This window comes from Streptosporangium carneum (assembly GCF_027922005.1).
Lineage (GTDB): Bacteria > Actinomycetota > Actinomycetes > Streptosporangiales > Streptosporangiaceae > Streptosporangium > Streptosporangium carneum.
The window spans coordinates 1-14,727 of record NZ_BSEV01000004.1 but is presented as its reverse complement, the minus strand read 5'-3'; the positions used below and the strand labels follow the sequence as shown (position 1 = coordinate 14,727).

General features: G+C 70.9%; 9 protein-coding genes. 2 read left to right on the top strand and 7 right to left on the bottom strand.

Annotated features, from left to right (window positions below; translation table 11 throughout):
• Nucleotides 1–24: 24 nt before the first annotated feature.
• The 6 genes from PKF00_RS11580 to PKF00_RS11555 are packed head-to-tail and all read right to left on the bottom strand — an operon-like array spanning nt 25 to nt 8,094.
• Nucleotides 25–693 carry a response regulator gene (locus tag PKF00_RS11580; RefSeq protein WP_271217448.1) on the bottom strand — a complete coding sequence of 223 codons (669 nt, stop codon included), beginning with the start codon at nt 691–693 and terminating at the stop codon, nt 25–27.
• The gene (locus tag PKF00_RS11575; RefSeq protein ID WP_271217447.1) at nt 690–3,230 is read right to left on the bottom strand and encodes a DUF4118 domain-containing protein; all 2,541 of its coding nucleotides are present in this window, start codon (nt 3,228–3,230) and stop codon (nt 690–692) included. The genes PKF00_RS11580 and PKF00_RS11575 overlap by 4 nt, the downstream gene beginning before the upstream one ends.
• A 39-nt stretch (nt 3,231–3,269) precedes the next feature.
• Entirely contained in the window at nt 3,270–4,142 is an 873-nt protein-coding gene (locus PKF00_RS11570; RefSeq protein WP_271217446.1) for a potassium-transporting ATPase subunit C, read from the bottom strand.
• Complete coding sequence (gene kdpB / locus PKF00_RS11565) at nt 4,143–6,341, bottom strand: potassium-transporting ATPase subunit KdpB (RefSeq protein ID WP_271217445.1); 2,199 nt, start codon at nt 6,339–6,341, stop codon at nt 4,143–4,145.
• A gap of 2 nt (nt 6,342–6,343) precedes the next feature.
• On the bottom strand, nt 6,344–8,005 hold the full coding sequence (gene kdpA, locus PKF00_RS11560; protein ID WP_271217444.1) for a potassium-transporting ATPase subunit KdpA: 1,662 nt from the start codon (nt 8,003–8,005) through the stop codon (nt 6,344–6,346).
• Nucleotides 8,005–8,094, bottom strand: coding sequence for a potassium-transporting ATPase subunit F (locus PKF00_RS11555; protein ID WP_271217443.1), 90 nt, complete (start codon nt 8,092–8,094; stop codon nt 8,005–8,007). The genes kdpA and PKF00_RS11555 overlap by 1 nt, the downstream gene beginning before the upstream one ends.
• Nucleotides 8,095–8,727: 633 nt before the next feature.
• Here PKF00_RS11555 and PKF00_RS11550 point away from each other — a divergent pair.
• Both PKF00_RS11550 and PKF00_RS11545 read left to right on the top strand, forming a co-directional pair.
• Complete coding sequence (locus PKF00_RS11550; RefSeq protein WP_271217442.1) at nt 8,728–10,437, top strand: ABC transporter ATP-binding protein; 1,710 nt, start codon at nt 8,728–8,730, stop codon at nt 10,435–10,437.
• Complete coding sequence (locus PKF00_RS11545; RefSeq protein WP_271217441.1) at nt 10,434–12,281, top strand: ABC transporter ATP-binding protein; 1,848 nt, start codon at nt 10,434–10,436, stop codon at nt 12,279–12,281. The genes PKF00_RS11550 and PKF00_RS11545 overlap by 4 nt, the downstream gene beginning before the upstream one ends.
• Before the next feature lie 251 nt (nt 12,282–12,532).
• Here PKF00_RS11545 and PKF00_RS11540 read toward each other — a convergent pair.
• The coding region (locus tag PKF00_RS11540) for a M28 family peptidase (RefSeq protein ID WP_271217440.1) at nt 12,533–14,727 on the bottom strand (2,195 nt) is incomplete at its 5' end.

Sequence of the window (14,727 nt, the reverse complement as noted above, 5' to 3'; positions counted from 1 at the left end):
TCACCGCGAGCCCACTCCGCAGGTTCACGGCTGGAAGCGGTAGCCCATGCCCGGCTCGGTGAGCAGGTGGACGGGGCGGGCCGGGTCCGGCTCCAGTTTCTTGCGGAGCTGGGCCAGGTACTGGCGCAGGTAGTGGGTCTCCTTGAGGTACTTGGCGCCCCACACCTCCGTCAGCAGCTGACGCTGGCTGATCAGCTTGCCGGGGTTGCGCAGCAGGATCTCCAGCAGGTGCCACTCCGTGGGCGTCAGCCTGACTCCACCGGAGATCGTCTTGCCCGCCAGGTCGACGACGTGCCCGCCGACCTGGACCCGGGCGGGTTCGGAGTCCTGGACGGCGGTGCGGCGGGTCACCGCCCTGATCCGGGCGAGCAGCTCGTCGATGTTGAACGGCTTGGTGACGTAGTCGTCGGCTCCGGCGTCCAGCGCCTCCACCTTGTCCTGGTTGCCCGCCCGCCCCGACAGCACGATGATCGGCACACTGGTCCAGCCGCGCAGCCCGTGGATCACGTCGACCCCGTCGATGTCCGGCAGCCCGAGATCGAGGACGACCAGGTCGGGATGCCAGTCCGCGGCCTCGCGCAGGGCGGCGCCGCCGTCCTGCGCGACCGCCACCTCGAAGTGGCGTGCCACCAGGTTGATGCGCAGCGCGCGCAGGATCTGCGGTTCGTCGTCGACGACGAGGACGCGGGTCATGCGCGTTCCCGGGAGACGACGGGCAGCGTCAGGATCATGGTGAGACCTCCCCCTGGTGTTTCCTCAGGAGCCAGCATGCCGCCCATCGCCTCCGCCAGCCCCCTGGAGAGCGCGAGGCCGAGGCCGACGCCGGTGTGGTTGTCGCGGTCGCCGAGCCGCTGGAACGGCATGAAGACCTTCTCGTGCGCCTCGGGCGGGATGCCCGGCCCCCGGTCGATGACGCGGACCTCGACGCTGTCGCCGTACCAGCTGGCGGTCACGAGGACCCTGTCGTCCCGCGGGCTGTAGCGCACGGCGTTGGACATCACGTTGACCAGGATGCGCTCGACCAGGGCAGGGTCGGCGACGACCTCCGGCAGGTCGGCGGGGACGTCGCCCTCGACCCGGTCGCGGAGCGGCCCGAGGTCGTCGATGGCACGCGGGAGTATCTCGCCGATCGCGACCGGCTGCGGGACCAGGCCGAGCACGCCCGCCTGCAGGCGGCTCATGTCGAGCAGATTGGCGACCAGCCGGTCGAGCTTGACCAGCGACTCGTCCGCGGTCGCCAGCAGCTCCCGCCTGTCCTCCTCGCTCCACTCGATCTCGGTGCTGAGCAGGCTGTCGACGGCGACCCTGGCGGAGGCCAGGGGCGTGCGCAGGTCGTGGCTCACCGCGGCGAGCAGGGCGGTGCGCATCCTGTCGGCCGCGGCCAGCGGTCCCGCGAGGTCCGCCTCGTGCCGCAGCCGCTCCTGGCGCAGCGCCACCGCCGCCTCGGCGGCGAAGGCCTCCAGGACACGGCGGTCGGCCGCGTCGAGCAGCCTGCCGCGCGTGGCGAGCGCCAGGTCCCGGTCGATCGCCACGTCGGTGTCCGCGGCCCCGGGGCTGGCGCAGGGCGGCCCCCCGGAGGTGGCGACGATCCGCCACGCCGCCGGATCCGAGCGGTCGTCGGGGGCGGGCTCGCCGGCGCGTTCCAGCAGCGTGACCGAGGCCAGCCCGAAGGTCTCGCGCAGCCGGGCCAGCAGGGACGGCAGCGCCGCCTCCCCGCGCAGCACGTGACCTGCCAGCGTGGACAGCACCTCGGCGTCCGCGCTCGCACGGGCCGCCTCCCTGGTGCGTCTGGCGGCCAGGTCGACGACCGCGCTCACCATGACGGCCACCAGCACGTACACGCTGAGCGCGAGCAGGTTCTCCGGATCGGCGATGGTGAACCGGTCGACCGGCGGGGTGAAGTAGTAGTTGAGCAGCAGGAACCCGGCGACGGCCGCGGTGACGGCGGGCCACATGCCTCCCACCAGCGCGACGCAGACCACCATGAGCAGGAACAGCAGGATCCCGCTCGACAGCTTCAGGCCGTCCCTGAGCGGGACCAGCAGGAGGGTGATCGCCGGAATGCCCAGCAGCGCCATGGCCCAGCCCGCGAGCCTGCGCCCGCGGGTGAGCGCGGCCCTCGACCGTTCGCGTCCCGCCCCCCTGCCCGCCTCGGCATGGGTGATCATGTGAACGTCGATGGAGCCGGACAGCGCGGTGGTCGTGACCCCGACCCCCCGGGAGAACAGCTGCGCGAACCGGCCCCTGCGGGAGGCGCCGAGCACCAGCTGGGTCGCGTTCACCCCGCCCGCGAAGTCCAGCAGCGCGCGCGGCACGCTGTCGCCGACCACCTGGTGGTAGGTGCCGCCCAGACTCTCCACCAGGGCGCGCTGGCGTGCCAGGTTCGCCGGGTCGGTGCCGCTCAACCCGTCGGAACGGGTCACGTGGACGGCCAGCAGGTCGGCGCCCTTGGTCCGGGCCGCGATCCTGGCCGCCCGCCGTACCAGGGTGTCCCCCTCGGGGCCTCCGGTCAGCGCGACCACCACGCGCTCGCGCGCCTCCCAGGTTCCGGCGATGCCGTGCTCGGCCCGGTAGCGGTCGAGCTGTTCGTCGACCTTGCCCGCCACCCACAGCAGCGCCAGCTCCCGCAGGGCCGTCAGGTTGCCCACCCTGAAGTAGTTCGACAGGGCCGCGTCGACCTTCTCCGGGAGGTAGACGTTGCCGTGCGCCATCCGGCGGCGCAGCGCGTCGGGCGCCATGTCGACCAGTTGCACCGCGTCCGCCCGCCGTACCGCCTCGTCGGGCACGGTCTCGCGCTGCGGGACGCCGGTGATCCGCTGGACGACGTCGTTGAGCGACTCCAGGTGCTGGATGTTGACGGTGGAGATGACGTCGATCCCCGCGTCGAGGATCTCCTCGATGTCCTGCCAGCGCTTGGCGTTGCGCGAGCCGGGCACGTTGGTGTGCGCCAGCTCGTCGATCAGCGCCACTTTCGGCCCGCGCGCGATGACCGCGTCCACGTCGAGTTCGGTGAAGCTCGCCCCCCGGTGGACCAAGGTCCTGCGCGGCACGACCTCCATGCCCTCCAGCAGCTCCGCGGTGTGGGGCCGGTCGTGGGTCTCCACGAGCCCCACGACCACGTCCGTGCCGCGCGCGAGGCGTCTGTGCCCCTCGTCGAGCATCGCGAAGGTCTTGCCGACACCGGGGGCCGCGCCCAGATAGACGCGCAGCCGCCCACGTGCCCCGTTCATCGTCCGTCCCCGCTTCCCGTCAGGTTCCCCTGCCTCCGATCATCCCCTGTCCAGGGCCAGGTTGAGCTCCAGCACGTTGACGACGGGCTCGCCCATGAAGCCGAGCGCCCGGCCGGTCGTGCGCTGCCGGACCAGGGCCTTGACCTTCGCCACGTCGAGGCCGCGCTCCCTGGCGACGCGGGGGGCCTGCAACTCGGCGTAGGCGGGCGAAATGTGCGGGTCGAGACCCGAGCCGCTCGCGGTGACCGCGTCCGCGGGCACGACCGCCGTCGCCGAGCCCCTGACCGGGACCGTACGGCCCGCGGACAGGTCCTCACCCGGTCTGGCGCACTCCACCCTCACCCCCTGGTAGGCGGCGAGGAACGGGGCGGCGGGACAGGCCTGGTTGGCGCTGACCGCCCTGACGGGCCTGCCGACGGCGGGGAAGACCTTCAGCACCGCGCCGACCCCGTCGGGCGTGCAGTACGGCCGGGCCCCGCTGACCCCCTCCAGTTCCCCCACGGCCCTGCTCCGGGCGCAGACCCGGGTCAGCAGGGACTGTCTTCCCGTGTCGGGTTCGCCGTCGGCGTCCTTGGCTCCGGGCACGGCGAGGACGTCCAGGACGTCTTCCGGGCCGAGGTTGCTCGCTCCCGTCGAGAGCGGGTCGTAGCCGTCTCCGGCGGCCGAGGGGCGGCTCTGGAAGTACTTCCCGACCGGGTCGCCGCCGGAGTCGGTGAAGTTCTGGCCGATCAGGGCACTGCCCACGTCCTTTCCGCCCTTCTGGAGGAGGGATCCGTCGGCCCGGTCGTCGAGAACGGTCTGGGCGACGCCGGTGACGACCAGCGGGTAGGCGACGCCGAGGATCAGGGTCAGCACGAGCAGCGCGCGCAGCGCGGCGAGATGCTGGCGAACCCAGCTGGGCAGGCGTTCCATTCACACCATCCCCGGAAGGAACTGGATGAGCAGGTCGATGAGCTTGATGCCGACGAACGGCACGACGACGCCGCCGAGGCCGTACAGGCAGAGGTTGCGGCTGAGCAGCCTGGAGGCGTTGGAGGGCCGGTAGCGGACCCCGCGCAGCGCGAGCGGGATCAGCGCGACGATGACGATCGCGTTGAAGACGACCGCGGACAGGATCGCCGACTGCGGGCTGGCCAGGCGCATGACGTTCAGGGCGTCCAGGCCCGGGTAGACCACGGCGAACATCGCGGGAATGATCGCGAAGTACTTGGCGATGTCGTTGGCGATGGAGAAGGTGGTCAGCGCGCCCCGGGTGATGAGCAGCTGTTTGCCGATCTCCACGATCTCGATGAGCTTGGTGGGGTTGGAGTCGAGGTCGACCATGTTGCCGGCCTCCTTGGCGGCCGAGGTGCCGGTGTTCATCGCCACCCCGACGTCGGCCTGGGCGAGGGCGGGGGCGTCGTTGGTGCCGTCGCCGGTCATGGCGACCAGCCGCCCGCCCTGCTGCTCCTTCCTGATCAGCGCCAGCTTGTCCTCGGGGGTGGCCTCGGCCAGGAAGTCGTCCACGCCCGCCTCGTCGGCGATGGCCCTGGCGGTCAGCGGGTTGTCTCCGGTGATCATGACGGTGCGGATGCCCATCCGGCGCATCTCGGCGAAGCGCTCCCGCATGCCCTGTTTGACCACGTCCTTCAGGTGGATCACCCCCAGCACCCGTGCCTTGCCCGCGGTCCCGACGGGCCCGTCGGGGCCGCCGTCCTGGCCGGGGGCCACGCCGACGACCTCGCCGACGACCAGCGGGGTGCCGCCGGAACCGGAGATGGCGTCGACGATCGCGCCCACCTCGTCGGTCGGGTGGCCGCCGTGGTCGCGCACCCACTTCATCACCGCGGTCGCCGCGCCCTTGCGGACCTGGCGGCCGTCCACGCCGACCCCGGACATGCGGGTCTGGGCGGTGAAGGGCGCCCACTCCGCGTGGGCCAGCTCGCCCGGCTCCCGTTCGCGCAGCCCGTAGGCCTGCTTGGCGTGGACCACGATCGAGCGGCCCTCGGGGGTCTCGTCGGCCAGGCTGGACAGCTGCGCGGCGGCGGCGAGTTCCTCGGCCGACACGCCGGGCGCGGGCACGAACTCCGCCGCCTGCCGGTTGCCCAGTGTGATGGTGCCGGTCTTGTCCAGCAGCAGCGTGGACACGTCCCCGGCCGCCTCGACCGCGCGGCCGCTCATGGCCAGCACGTTGCGCTGCACGAGACGGTCCATGCCTGCGATGCCGATCGCCGACAGCAGCGCGCCGATGGTGGTCGGGATCAGGCAGACCAGCAGCGCCACGAGCACGATCCCGCTGACTCCGTCGGCGGTCAGCGCGAGCGAGTCGGGGACGCCGGGGTTGACGGACCTGGAGTAGATCGCCAGCGGCTGCATGGTCGCGGTGGCGACCAGGAAGACGACCGTCAGGGCGGCGAGCAGGATGTTCAGCGCGATCTCGTTGGGTGTCTTCTGCCGGTCCGCGCCCTCCACCAGGGCGATCATCCGGTCGATGAAGCTCTCCCCTGGCCTCTGGGTGATCCGCACGACGATCCGGTCGCTGAGCACCCTGGTGCCGCCGGTCACCGCCGAGCGGTCGCCGCCTGACTCGCGGATCACCGGCGCGGACTCCCCGGTGATCGCCGACTCGTCCACGCTGGCGATGCCCTCGACGACGTCGCCGTCCCCGGGGATGATCTCCCCGGCCTCGACGACCACGACGTCGCCCTGCCCGAGTTCGGACGCGCCGACGGTGTCCCAGCCGGACACCTCGGCTCCCGGCCGCCAGCCGGTGACGCGGCGGGCGACGGTGTCGCGCTTGGCGGCGCGCAGCGTGGCGGCCTGTGCCTTGCCGCGGCCCTCCGCGACCGCCTCGGCGAGGTTGGCGAAGAGCACGGTCAGCCAGAGCCACACCACGGTGGCCCAGGCGAAGAACGACGGTCCGGCCACCGCGAGCACGGTGGTGAACGCCGCGCCGATCTCCACGACGAACATCACCGGGTTGCGCCACAGCGTGGCCGGGTTCAGCTTGCGCAGCGCGTCCGGAAGGGATCTGACCAGCTGCCCGGGGTCGAGCAGGCCGCCGCTGACCCTGCCGTCCCCTCTTCGCGGGGCGGGGGCGTGTCCGGGGGCCTGGAGCGTCGGGGTGGACATGTTCACTGGATTCCTTCTGCGAGCGGCCCGAGCGCGAGAGCGGGGAGGAAGGTCAGGGCGACCAGGATGATCGTGACGCCGACGACCATGCCGACGAACTGCGGCCGGTGGGTGGGCAGCGTGCCCGCCGACGCCGGGACCGGCGTCTGCCGGGCCAGTGATCCGGCCAGCGCCAGCACGAACACGATCGGCAGGAACCGGCCGAAGGCCATGCACAGGCCGAGCGCGACGTCGTACCAGGGGGTGTCGACGGTCAGGCCGCCGAACGCCGAGCCGTTGTTGTTGGAGGCGCTGGTGAAGGCGTACAGCACCTCCGACAGGCCGTGCGGGCCGCCGTTGAGCATGCTCGCCCGCTGCTCGGCCGAGCCCATCGCCAGCGCGGTGCCGACCAGCACCAGCACCGGGGTGACCAGGAAGTACATCGAGGCGAGCTTGATCTCCCGGGCGCCGATCCTCTTGCCGAGGTACTCGGGGGTGCGGCCGACCATCAGCCCGGCGACGAACACCGTGATCACCGCGAGCACCAGCATGCCGTACAGACCGGATCCCACCCCGCCGGGCGCGACCTCTCCCAGCATCATGTCGACCATCGTGACCATGCCGCCGAGCGCGGTGTAGGAGTCGTGGAAGGAGTCGACCGCGCCGGTCGAGGTCAGCGTCGTGGCCGCGCCGAAGGTCGCGGAGTTCGCCACCCCGAACCGCGTCTCCTTGCCCTCGAGTGAGGCTCCGACGGCTTGGGGCACGGTGCCGTGGTGCGCGAGTTCGAGGCCGGTCAGCGCCGCGACGCCGACGACGGCGATCGTCGCCATGATCGCGGCGATCGCGTAGCCCTGCCGGTTGTCGCCGACCATCCGGCCGAAGGTGCGCGGCAGCGCGAACGGGATCAGCAGGATCGCGAAGATCTCCACCCAGTTGGTCCAGCTCGTGGCGTTCTCGAACGGGTGGGCGGAGTTGGCGTTGTAGAAGCCGCCGCCGTTGGTGCCCAGCTCCTTGATGATCTCCTGACTGGCCACCGGGCCGCCGGTGATCGCCTGGGTGCCGCCGGTCAGGGTCGCCACCTCGTGCGGCGCGGCGAGGTTCTGCACCAGCCCGCCCGCCACCAGCACGATCGCGCCGACGAAGGCGAGCGGCAGCAGCACGCGGAGGCTGCCGCGGACCAGGTCGACCCAGAAGTTGCCCAGTTCCTCGGTCTGTCTGCGGGCGAGGCCGCGCACCAGCGCGACCGCCACCGCCATGCCGACCGCGGCGGAGACGAAGTTCTGCACCGCCAGGCCTGCCATCTGCACCAGGTGGCCCATGGTGGACTCGCCGGAGTAGGCCTGCCAGTTGGTGTTGGTGACGAAGCTGACCGCGGTGTTCCACGCGACGTGGTCGGGCACCGCGGGCATGCCCAGGCTCAGCAGCAGCTTGTCCTGCAGGCGCTGCAGGCCGTACAGGAACAGGACGGAGACCGCGGAGAAGGCGAGCACGCTGCGGGCGTAGACGCTCCACCGCTGCTCGCCGTCGGGGCGCACCCCGACCAGCTGGTAGATCGTCCGCTCGACGGCCGAGTGCCGTGTGCCGGTGTAGACGCGGTACATGTGGTCGCCCAGCGGCCGGTAGGCCGCCGCCACGGCGACGACGAGGGACGCGACGAACACGGTCCCCGCCAGGGTCGGCGACATCAGAACCGCTCCGGGAACAGCAGGGCCGCGACCATGAAGACGACCAGGACCGCGACCACGACCAGACCCGCGGCGTTGACGGGACTCACAGCCGTTCCACCGCCTTGGCGACAAGCCCGAGGATCGCGAAGACCGCGATCGTCAGGGCGACGAAGATGACGTCGGTCATCCTCACTCCTCGATGAGCACACGTTTCCGGCCACCGGACGGTGACCTCACAACAAGGAGAACGCGAGGTTTGTGGGTTTTTGCGCGTCTTGATGGGTTCCATACGCCGCCGCACCGTTTATTGACGCGATCCCTACGGACCGCATCGTCGCCCCCCGCCTGGCGCCTCCCCCGATCGTGCCGGCGGAAGGCTTTTGGGCGAGGACGGCGGGGAATGACTACCGCTCGTATGGCCTGGATGTCAGGAGAGGACCACTTTCAGGACAGTTGCCCACACCTGAAGGGCAACGGAAACTCTGATGGTCACCTCATCCCGGACGGGGGACGCCGACGGCACGGCGTTCACCGGGATCCACGACGCAGAAAACCGTTTGACGGGGGTTTTAACCTGAACGGCCCTTTTTGCACCGGGCGATCACCCCATCAACTGAAGACCGTGAGGAGCGTGCTGCCTGCTGATGCCCCCTGATACCGCCGCCCCAGAGCGAGAATCCGGTACCCATCGGCCCCCGATCCCCCTCCCACGACGCGCCAGGACGAACTCGCTGTGGCGGATGAAGTCCTACCTGCGCCCCTACGCCACCCGCCTGGTCCTCATCTGGTTGCCCGCGCTCGCCGGAGTCGGGATAGGCATCGTCATCCCGCTGGTCGGCAGGGAGATCATCGACGGCCCCGTCGCCCGTGGCGACGCGGGCGCCCTGCTTCCCCTCTCACTGCTCGCCCTGGCACTGGGCGTGATCGAGGCACTGCTGGTCCTGCTGCGCCGCTGGATGCTGTCGGAGGCCGTACTCGGCCTGGAGACCAGAATCCGCGACGACCTCTACGAGCACCTGCAGCGGCTGCCGATGAGCTTTCACGGCGCCTGGCAGTCGGGCCAGCTGCTGTCCCGCGCGACGACCGACCTGTCCGCGATCCGGCGCTTCCTCGGCTTCGGCGCGCTCTTCCTCGTGCTGATCAGCGTCCAGATCGTGACGGTGACCGGCCTGCTGCTGAACATGTACTGGCCGCTCGGCCTGCTGGTCGCCGTCTCGGCGCTGCCGGTCGTCGTCATCTCGCTGCGTTTCGAGCGAAGGTACATCGACGTCTCACGCCAGGTCCAGGACCAGCAGGGCGACCTCGCCACCGTGGTCGAGGAGTCCGCGATCGGCATCCGCACGATCAAGGCCTTCGGCCGTGGCCGCCACGTCTTCGGCGTCTTCGACGAGGGGGCGCGAAAGGTCCACCGGACCTCGATGGAGAAGGTGCGCCTGTCGGCCGGGTTCTTCACCTTCCTAGAGGTGGTCCCCAACGTCACCCTCGCCGTCGTGCTGCTGCTCGGCGCGCTCGCGGTCGGCTCGGGACTGCTGACGCTGGGCACGCTGGTGGCCTTCACCACGCTGATGCTGCAGCTGGTGTGGCCCATCTCCGCGCTCGGCTTCATCCTGGTCATGGGCCAGGAGGCGATGACCGCCGCCGACCGGGTGATGGAGGTGCTCGACACCGAACCGGAGATCGTCGGCGGCTCAGGCGTGGTCGAGCGGCCCCGCGGGCACCTGCGCTTCGAGGGCGTGGAGTTCCGCTTCCCCGACGCCGCCGAGCCGGTGCTCCGCGACGTCTGGCTGGAGGTGCGCCCCGGTGAGACGGTCGCGGTCGTCGGGGCGACGGGCTCCGGCAAGACCACCCTGACCTCCCTCGTCCCCCGTCTCCACGACGTCACCGCGGGCCGGATCACCATCGACGGCCATGACGTGCGGGAGCTGTCGCTGCCCACGCTCCGCTCGATGGTCGCCACGGCCTTCGAGGAGCCGACGCTGTTCTCGATGAGCGTCAGGGAGAACCTCACGCTGGGGCGGCACGACGCCACCGAGGAGGAGATGCGGGCCGCCATCGAGGTCGCACAGGCCGGATTCGTCCACGACCTGCCGTGGGGGCTGGAGACCAGGATCGGCGAGCAGGGGATGTCGCTGTCCGGCGGCCAGCGCCAGCGCCTCGCCCTGGCCCGCGCCGTCCTCACCCGGCCGAGGATCCTGGTCCTCGACGACACCCTCTCCGCCCTGGACGTCGAGACCGAGGCTCTGGTGGAGGAGGCGCTCCGGCACGTCCTGCGGGACGCGACCGGAATCGTCGTCGCGCACCGGGCCTCGACCGTGCTGCTCGCCGACCGGGTCGCCCTGCTGCTGGACGGCACGATCACCCACGTCGGCCCGCACCACGAGCTGATGGCGAGCGTGCCGGAGTACCGGGCCCTGCTGTCGGCCGACCTGGACGAGGAGGCGCTGCGATGAGCGGAACCGACACGCGAAACTGGCGCGGCGTCGCCGCCGAGGACCAGGAGGAACTGTCGGAGCAGGTGTCGTTCCTGCTCCGCAGCCGGTCGAGGCGGCTGCTCGGCGAGCTGCTGCGGCCGTACCGCCGGGAGATCGTCCTGCTCGTCGCGGTCATAGTCGTCTGCAACGCGGCCTCGCTCGCCATCCCCTTCCTGATCAAGGTGGGCATCGACGAGGGCATCCCGCCGATGGCCTCGGGCCGGGGACCGGCCACGCTGGTCTCGGTGGTCGCGGCGGTGCTGGCGGCGGCCGCGGTCCAGGCCGCGACCCGGCAGGTGTTCCTCAGGATGGCCGGTCGCGTCGGCCAGGACATCCTGCTGGAGCTGCGGCGGCGGGTCTTCGCCCACTTCCAGCGGCTGTCGCTGTCCTTCCACGACGACTACACCTCCGGCCGGGTCGTCTCCCGACTCACCTCCGACATCGAGGCCATCTCCGAGATGCTGCAGTCGGGCTTCGACGGGCTCGTCACCGCGGTGCTGACACTGACCGGCACCGCGGTCCTCCTGCTCGTCCTGGACGTCAAACTGGGACTGGTCGCCCTGCTGCCGCTGCCGGTCCTGCTGCTGTTCACCCGCTGGTTCCGGCGGCAGTCGAGCATCACCTACCGCAGGACCAGGGAGACCGTGGCGCTGGTGATCGTCCACTTCGTCGAGTCGATGACGGGCGTACGGGCGGTCCAGGCCTTCCGCAGGGAGCCGCGCAACCAGGAGATCTTCTCCCGGCTCAACGCCGACTACCGGGACGCCAACGTCCACGCCATGCGGCTGATCGCGATCTTCATGCCGGGTGTCAAGCTGATCGGGAACGTCACGATCGCCGCGGTCCTGCTCTACGGCGGATGGCTGGCCCTCGGCGGCGACGTCACGGTCGGCGTGCTCGCCGCGTTCCTGCTCTACCTGCGCCAGTTCTACGAGCCGATGCAGGAGATCAGCCAGTTCTACAACACCTTCCAGTCGGCGGGGGCGGCGCTGGAGAAACTCTCCGGCGTGCTGGAGGAGAGGCCCGCCGTGGCCGAACCGCACAAGCCCGTGACGCTGGAGCCGCCTCGCGGTCAGATCAGGTTCGAGGCGGTCGAGTTCTCCTACCTGGACGGCACGCCCGTGCTGCCCGAGATGGATCTGACGATTCCGGCGGGACAGAGCGTGGCGCTGGTCGGCACCACCGGCGCGGGGAAGACCACGCTGGCGAAACTGGTCGCCAGGTTCTACGACCCGGTGGCGGGACGCGTGCTGCTGGACGGAGTCGACCTGCGCGACCTCGGCGAGGAGTCGCTGCGCGCCGCGGTGGTCCTGGTGACGCAGGAGAACTTCCTGTTCACCGGCTCCGTCGCCGACAACATCAGGCTCGGCAGGCCGGACGCGACCATGGCCGAGGTCGTGGAGGCCGCCAGGGCCGTCGGCGCCCACGACTTCGTCACGGCGCTTCCCGAGGGCTACGAGACCCAGGTCGGCAAGCACGGCGGGCGGCTGTCGGCCGGGCAGCGGCAGCTGGTCGCGTTCGCCCGCGCCTTCCTCGCCGATCCCGCGGTGCTGATCCTCGACGAGGCGACCTCCAGCCTGGACGTCCCCGGCGAGCGGCTGGTGCAGCGGGCGATGCGCACGGTCCTCGCGGACCGGACCGCTCTGATCATCGCCCACCGTCTCTCGACGGTCGAGATCGCGAACCGGGTGCTCGTGATGGACGCCGGCAGGATCGTCGAGGACGGCCCGCCCGACCGGCTCATCGAGGGCGCGGGCCGCTTCGCCGGTCTGCACCGCGCGTGGCTGGACAGCATCTCGGACATGCCGAACGTCCCCGACTAGCGCTGTGTGACCGGGAACGTTCACCGGGTCGCGCGCCGCGCGAAGGCGCCGGACACGTCCGTGCCGGCGCTCGCCGTACCGGTGCCCGGAAACACCACGGACCCGGCGAAGGCGTACGGTCGCCGCACCGGCGACCGTACGGACGTCCGGGCGGGTGAGAACGGGCGGGCGGAAACGGGCGGTGGCCCGGACCTCGAAGGTCCGGGCCACCGCTGTGTTCGTTCGTCGTTCTCCGTCCGACGAGTGTCCCGTCAGAAGGCGATGCTCCAGGAGTTGACCATTCCGGTGTCTCCCTGGAAGTAGTCGCCGACGATCAGCGACCAGGTGCCGTTGCCGAGACGCGAGGTGTTGTTCACCGTGAACTCGACCGGCCCGTTGTACTCCGTGCAGGCCTCGTAGGCCTCGTACTTGAGCACCCGGGACGCCCCGTTCGGCTGGACCAGGGTCAGGCGCAGGTCCTGCGAGCAGGTGTGCTGGATGTCGGCCGTGACCGTGAACGTGCTGCCGGGGGCTCCGTCGAGGCTGACCTCGATGTCGGTGGAGTCCTGGTAGCCGTCGTTGATCTCGAAGGGCGTGTCGTTGGTGAAGACGCGCCCGCCGCCGGTCCCGCCCACGCTGAGGGTGAAGGCGGCCGAGTGGCTGGCCCCCGTGCCCGCGGCGTTGAGGGAGATGTTGTAGGTGCCCGCCGTGGTGCCCGCGGCGACGTTGACCGTGACCGTGGAGCTCTGGCCCGTGGTGATGGTGGCCGGGCTGAAGTTCACGGTGACGCCCGACGGGGCGCCGCTGGCGCTGAGCGAGACCGACTGGGCGTTGCCCGAGGTGGTCTGGGTGTTCAGCGTCGCCGTGGTCGAGCCGCCGGGCTGGACCGTGGCCGAGGACGGGTTGACCGAGACCGAGAAGTCGTCGGTCGGGATCGGGCCGCCGCCGCCGACCGCGCCCTTCCAGACCGCGTACGCCGCCGCGTCCGACGCCCGGTCGAGGACGGTGTCGTTGATGTTGCTGGTGGTGTCACAGGCGGAGTGGTAGCAGGAGTCGTACGCCCTGCCCGACTGGCCGCCCCACTTGGTGGCCTGCGCCGAGGTCTTGGTGGCGCTGGCGCCCGCCGCCACACCGGAGGTGGGGATGCCGGCGTTGCGGAAGGAGGCGTCGTCGGAGCGGTTGGCACCCTCGACGTTCTCCTCAGGCTGCAGGTTCAGGTTGGTGTAGAAGGCCTTGAGGTCCGCCGCCGCCGCGGTGTTGATGTTGTTGATGAAGTAGCCGGCGTTGGTGGAGCCGACCATGTCGTAGTTGTAGTAGACCTTGATCTTGGAACGCTCGGTGGAGCTGAGCGAGTTGACGTAGAACTTGGAGCCGAGCAGGCCCTGCTCCTCGTCGGTCCACCAGCCGAAGCGCACGTGCTTGGTCATGGTGGGGTTCTTGGCGGCCAGGGTCAGCGCGACCTCCAGGAGGGCGGCGGAGCCGGAGCCGTTGTCGTTGATGCCGGGGCCCGCCGAGACGCTGTCGAGGTGGGCGCCGGACATGACGACCTGGTTCTCGTCACCGCCCGGCCAGTCGGCGATCAGGTTGGGACCCGCGCCGCCGGTGCAGCCGGAGGTGCAGCTCTGCCTTCTGACGGTGTAGCCCGCCGCGGTCAGCTTCTGCTCGACGTAGGACACCGACTGGGTGTAGCCCGCCCCGGTGGACCTGCGGTTGCCGCCGTTGTTGGTGGCGATGGTCTGGAACTGCTGCAGGTGCGCCTTGACGTTCGCGACGCTGATGTCCGGCGGGATGACCGGGCCAGGCCCGCCGCCGCCGACGGTCAGCGTGTACGTCGCGGTCTTGTCGACGTCGGCGCCGTCAGCCGTGACCGTCACCGACGAGGTGCTGTTCGGCGTGTTCGACGAGGTGGAGACGGTCAGCGTCGAGGACTGTCCGGCGGTGATGGTCGCCGGGCTGAAGGACGCGCTCGCCCCGGTCGGCAGGCCGGTGGCCCGCAGCGTGATGGACTGGGCGCTGCCCGCCGTCACCGTGGTCCCGACGGTCGAGGTCGCGGACTGCCCCGCCTGGACGCTGCCGGAGGAGGGGTTCAGGGAGACCGAGAAGTCGTTGTTCGGCCCGGTGCAGGTGCCCTCGCCGCTGCCCGCGGCGACGCTGACGGCGCTCCAGGCGGCCTTGACCGCGTTGACCTCGACACAGCTGTTGGGGAACAGCTGCTTGGCCGCCGCCACCGTGGCGGCGCGCGCCTTGGCGTGCGTCCAGGGAGTGGTCTTGCTGTTGAGGCCGGACATGAAGATCTTGCCGGCCTTCTGGATGCCGATGCCGGTCAGGTTCGCCGAGCCGGAGCAGACCGGGCTGCTCGGCTTGCCGCCGCCGGGGTTGGTGCCCTCGGCGAGCAGGTAGAACCAGTGGTTCTGCGGGCCGGCCGCCGCGTGCACCTCGGTGTTGGGGATCGAGGAGCTGTAGCAGT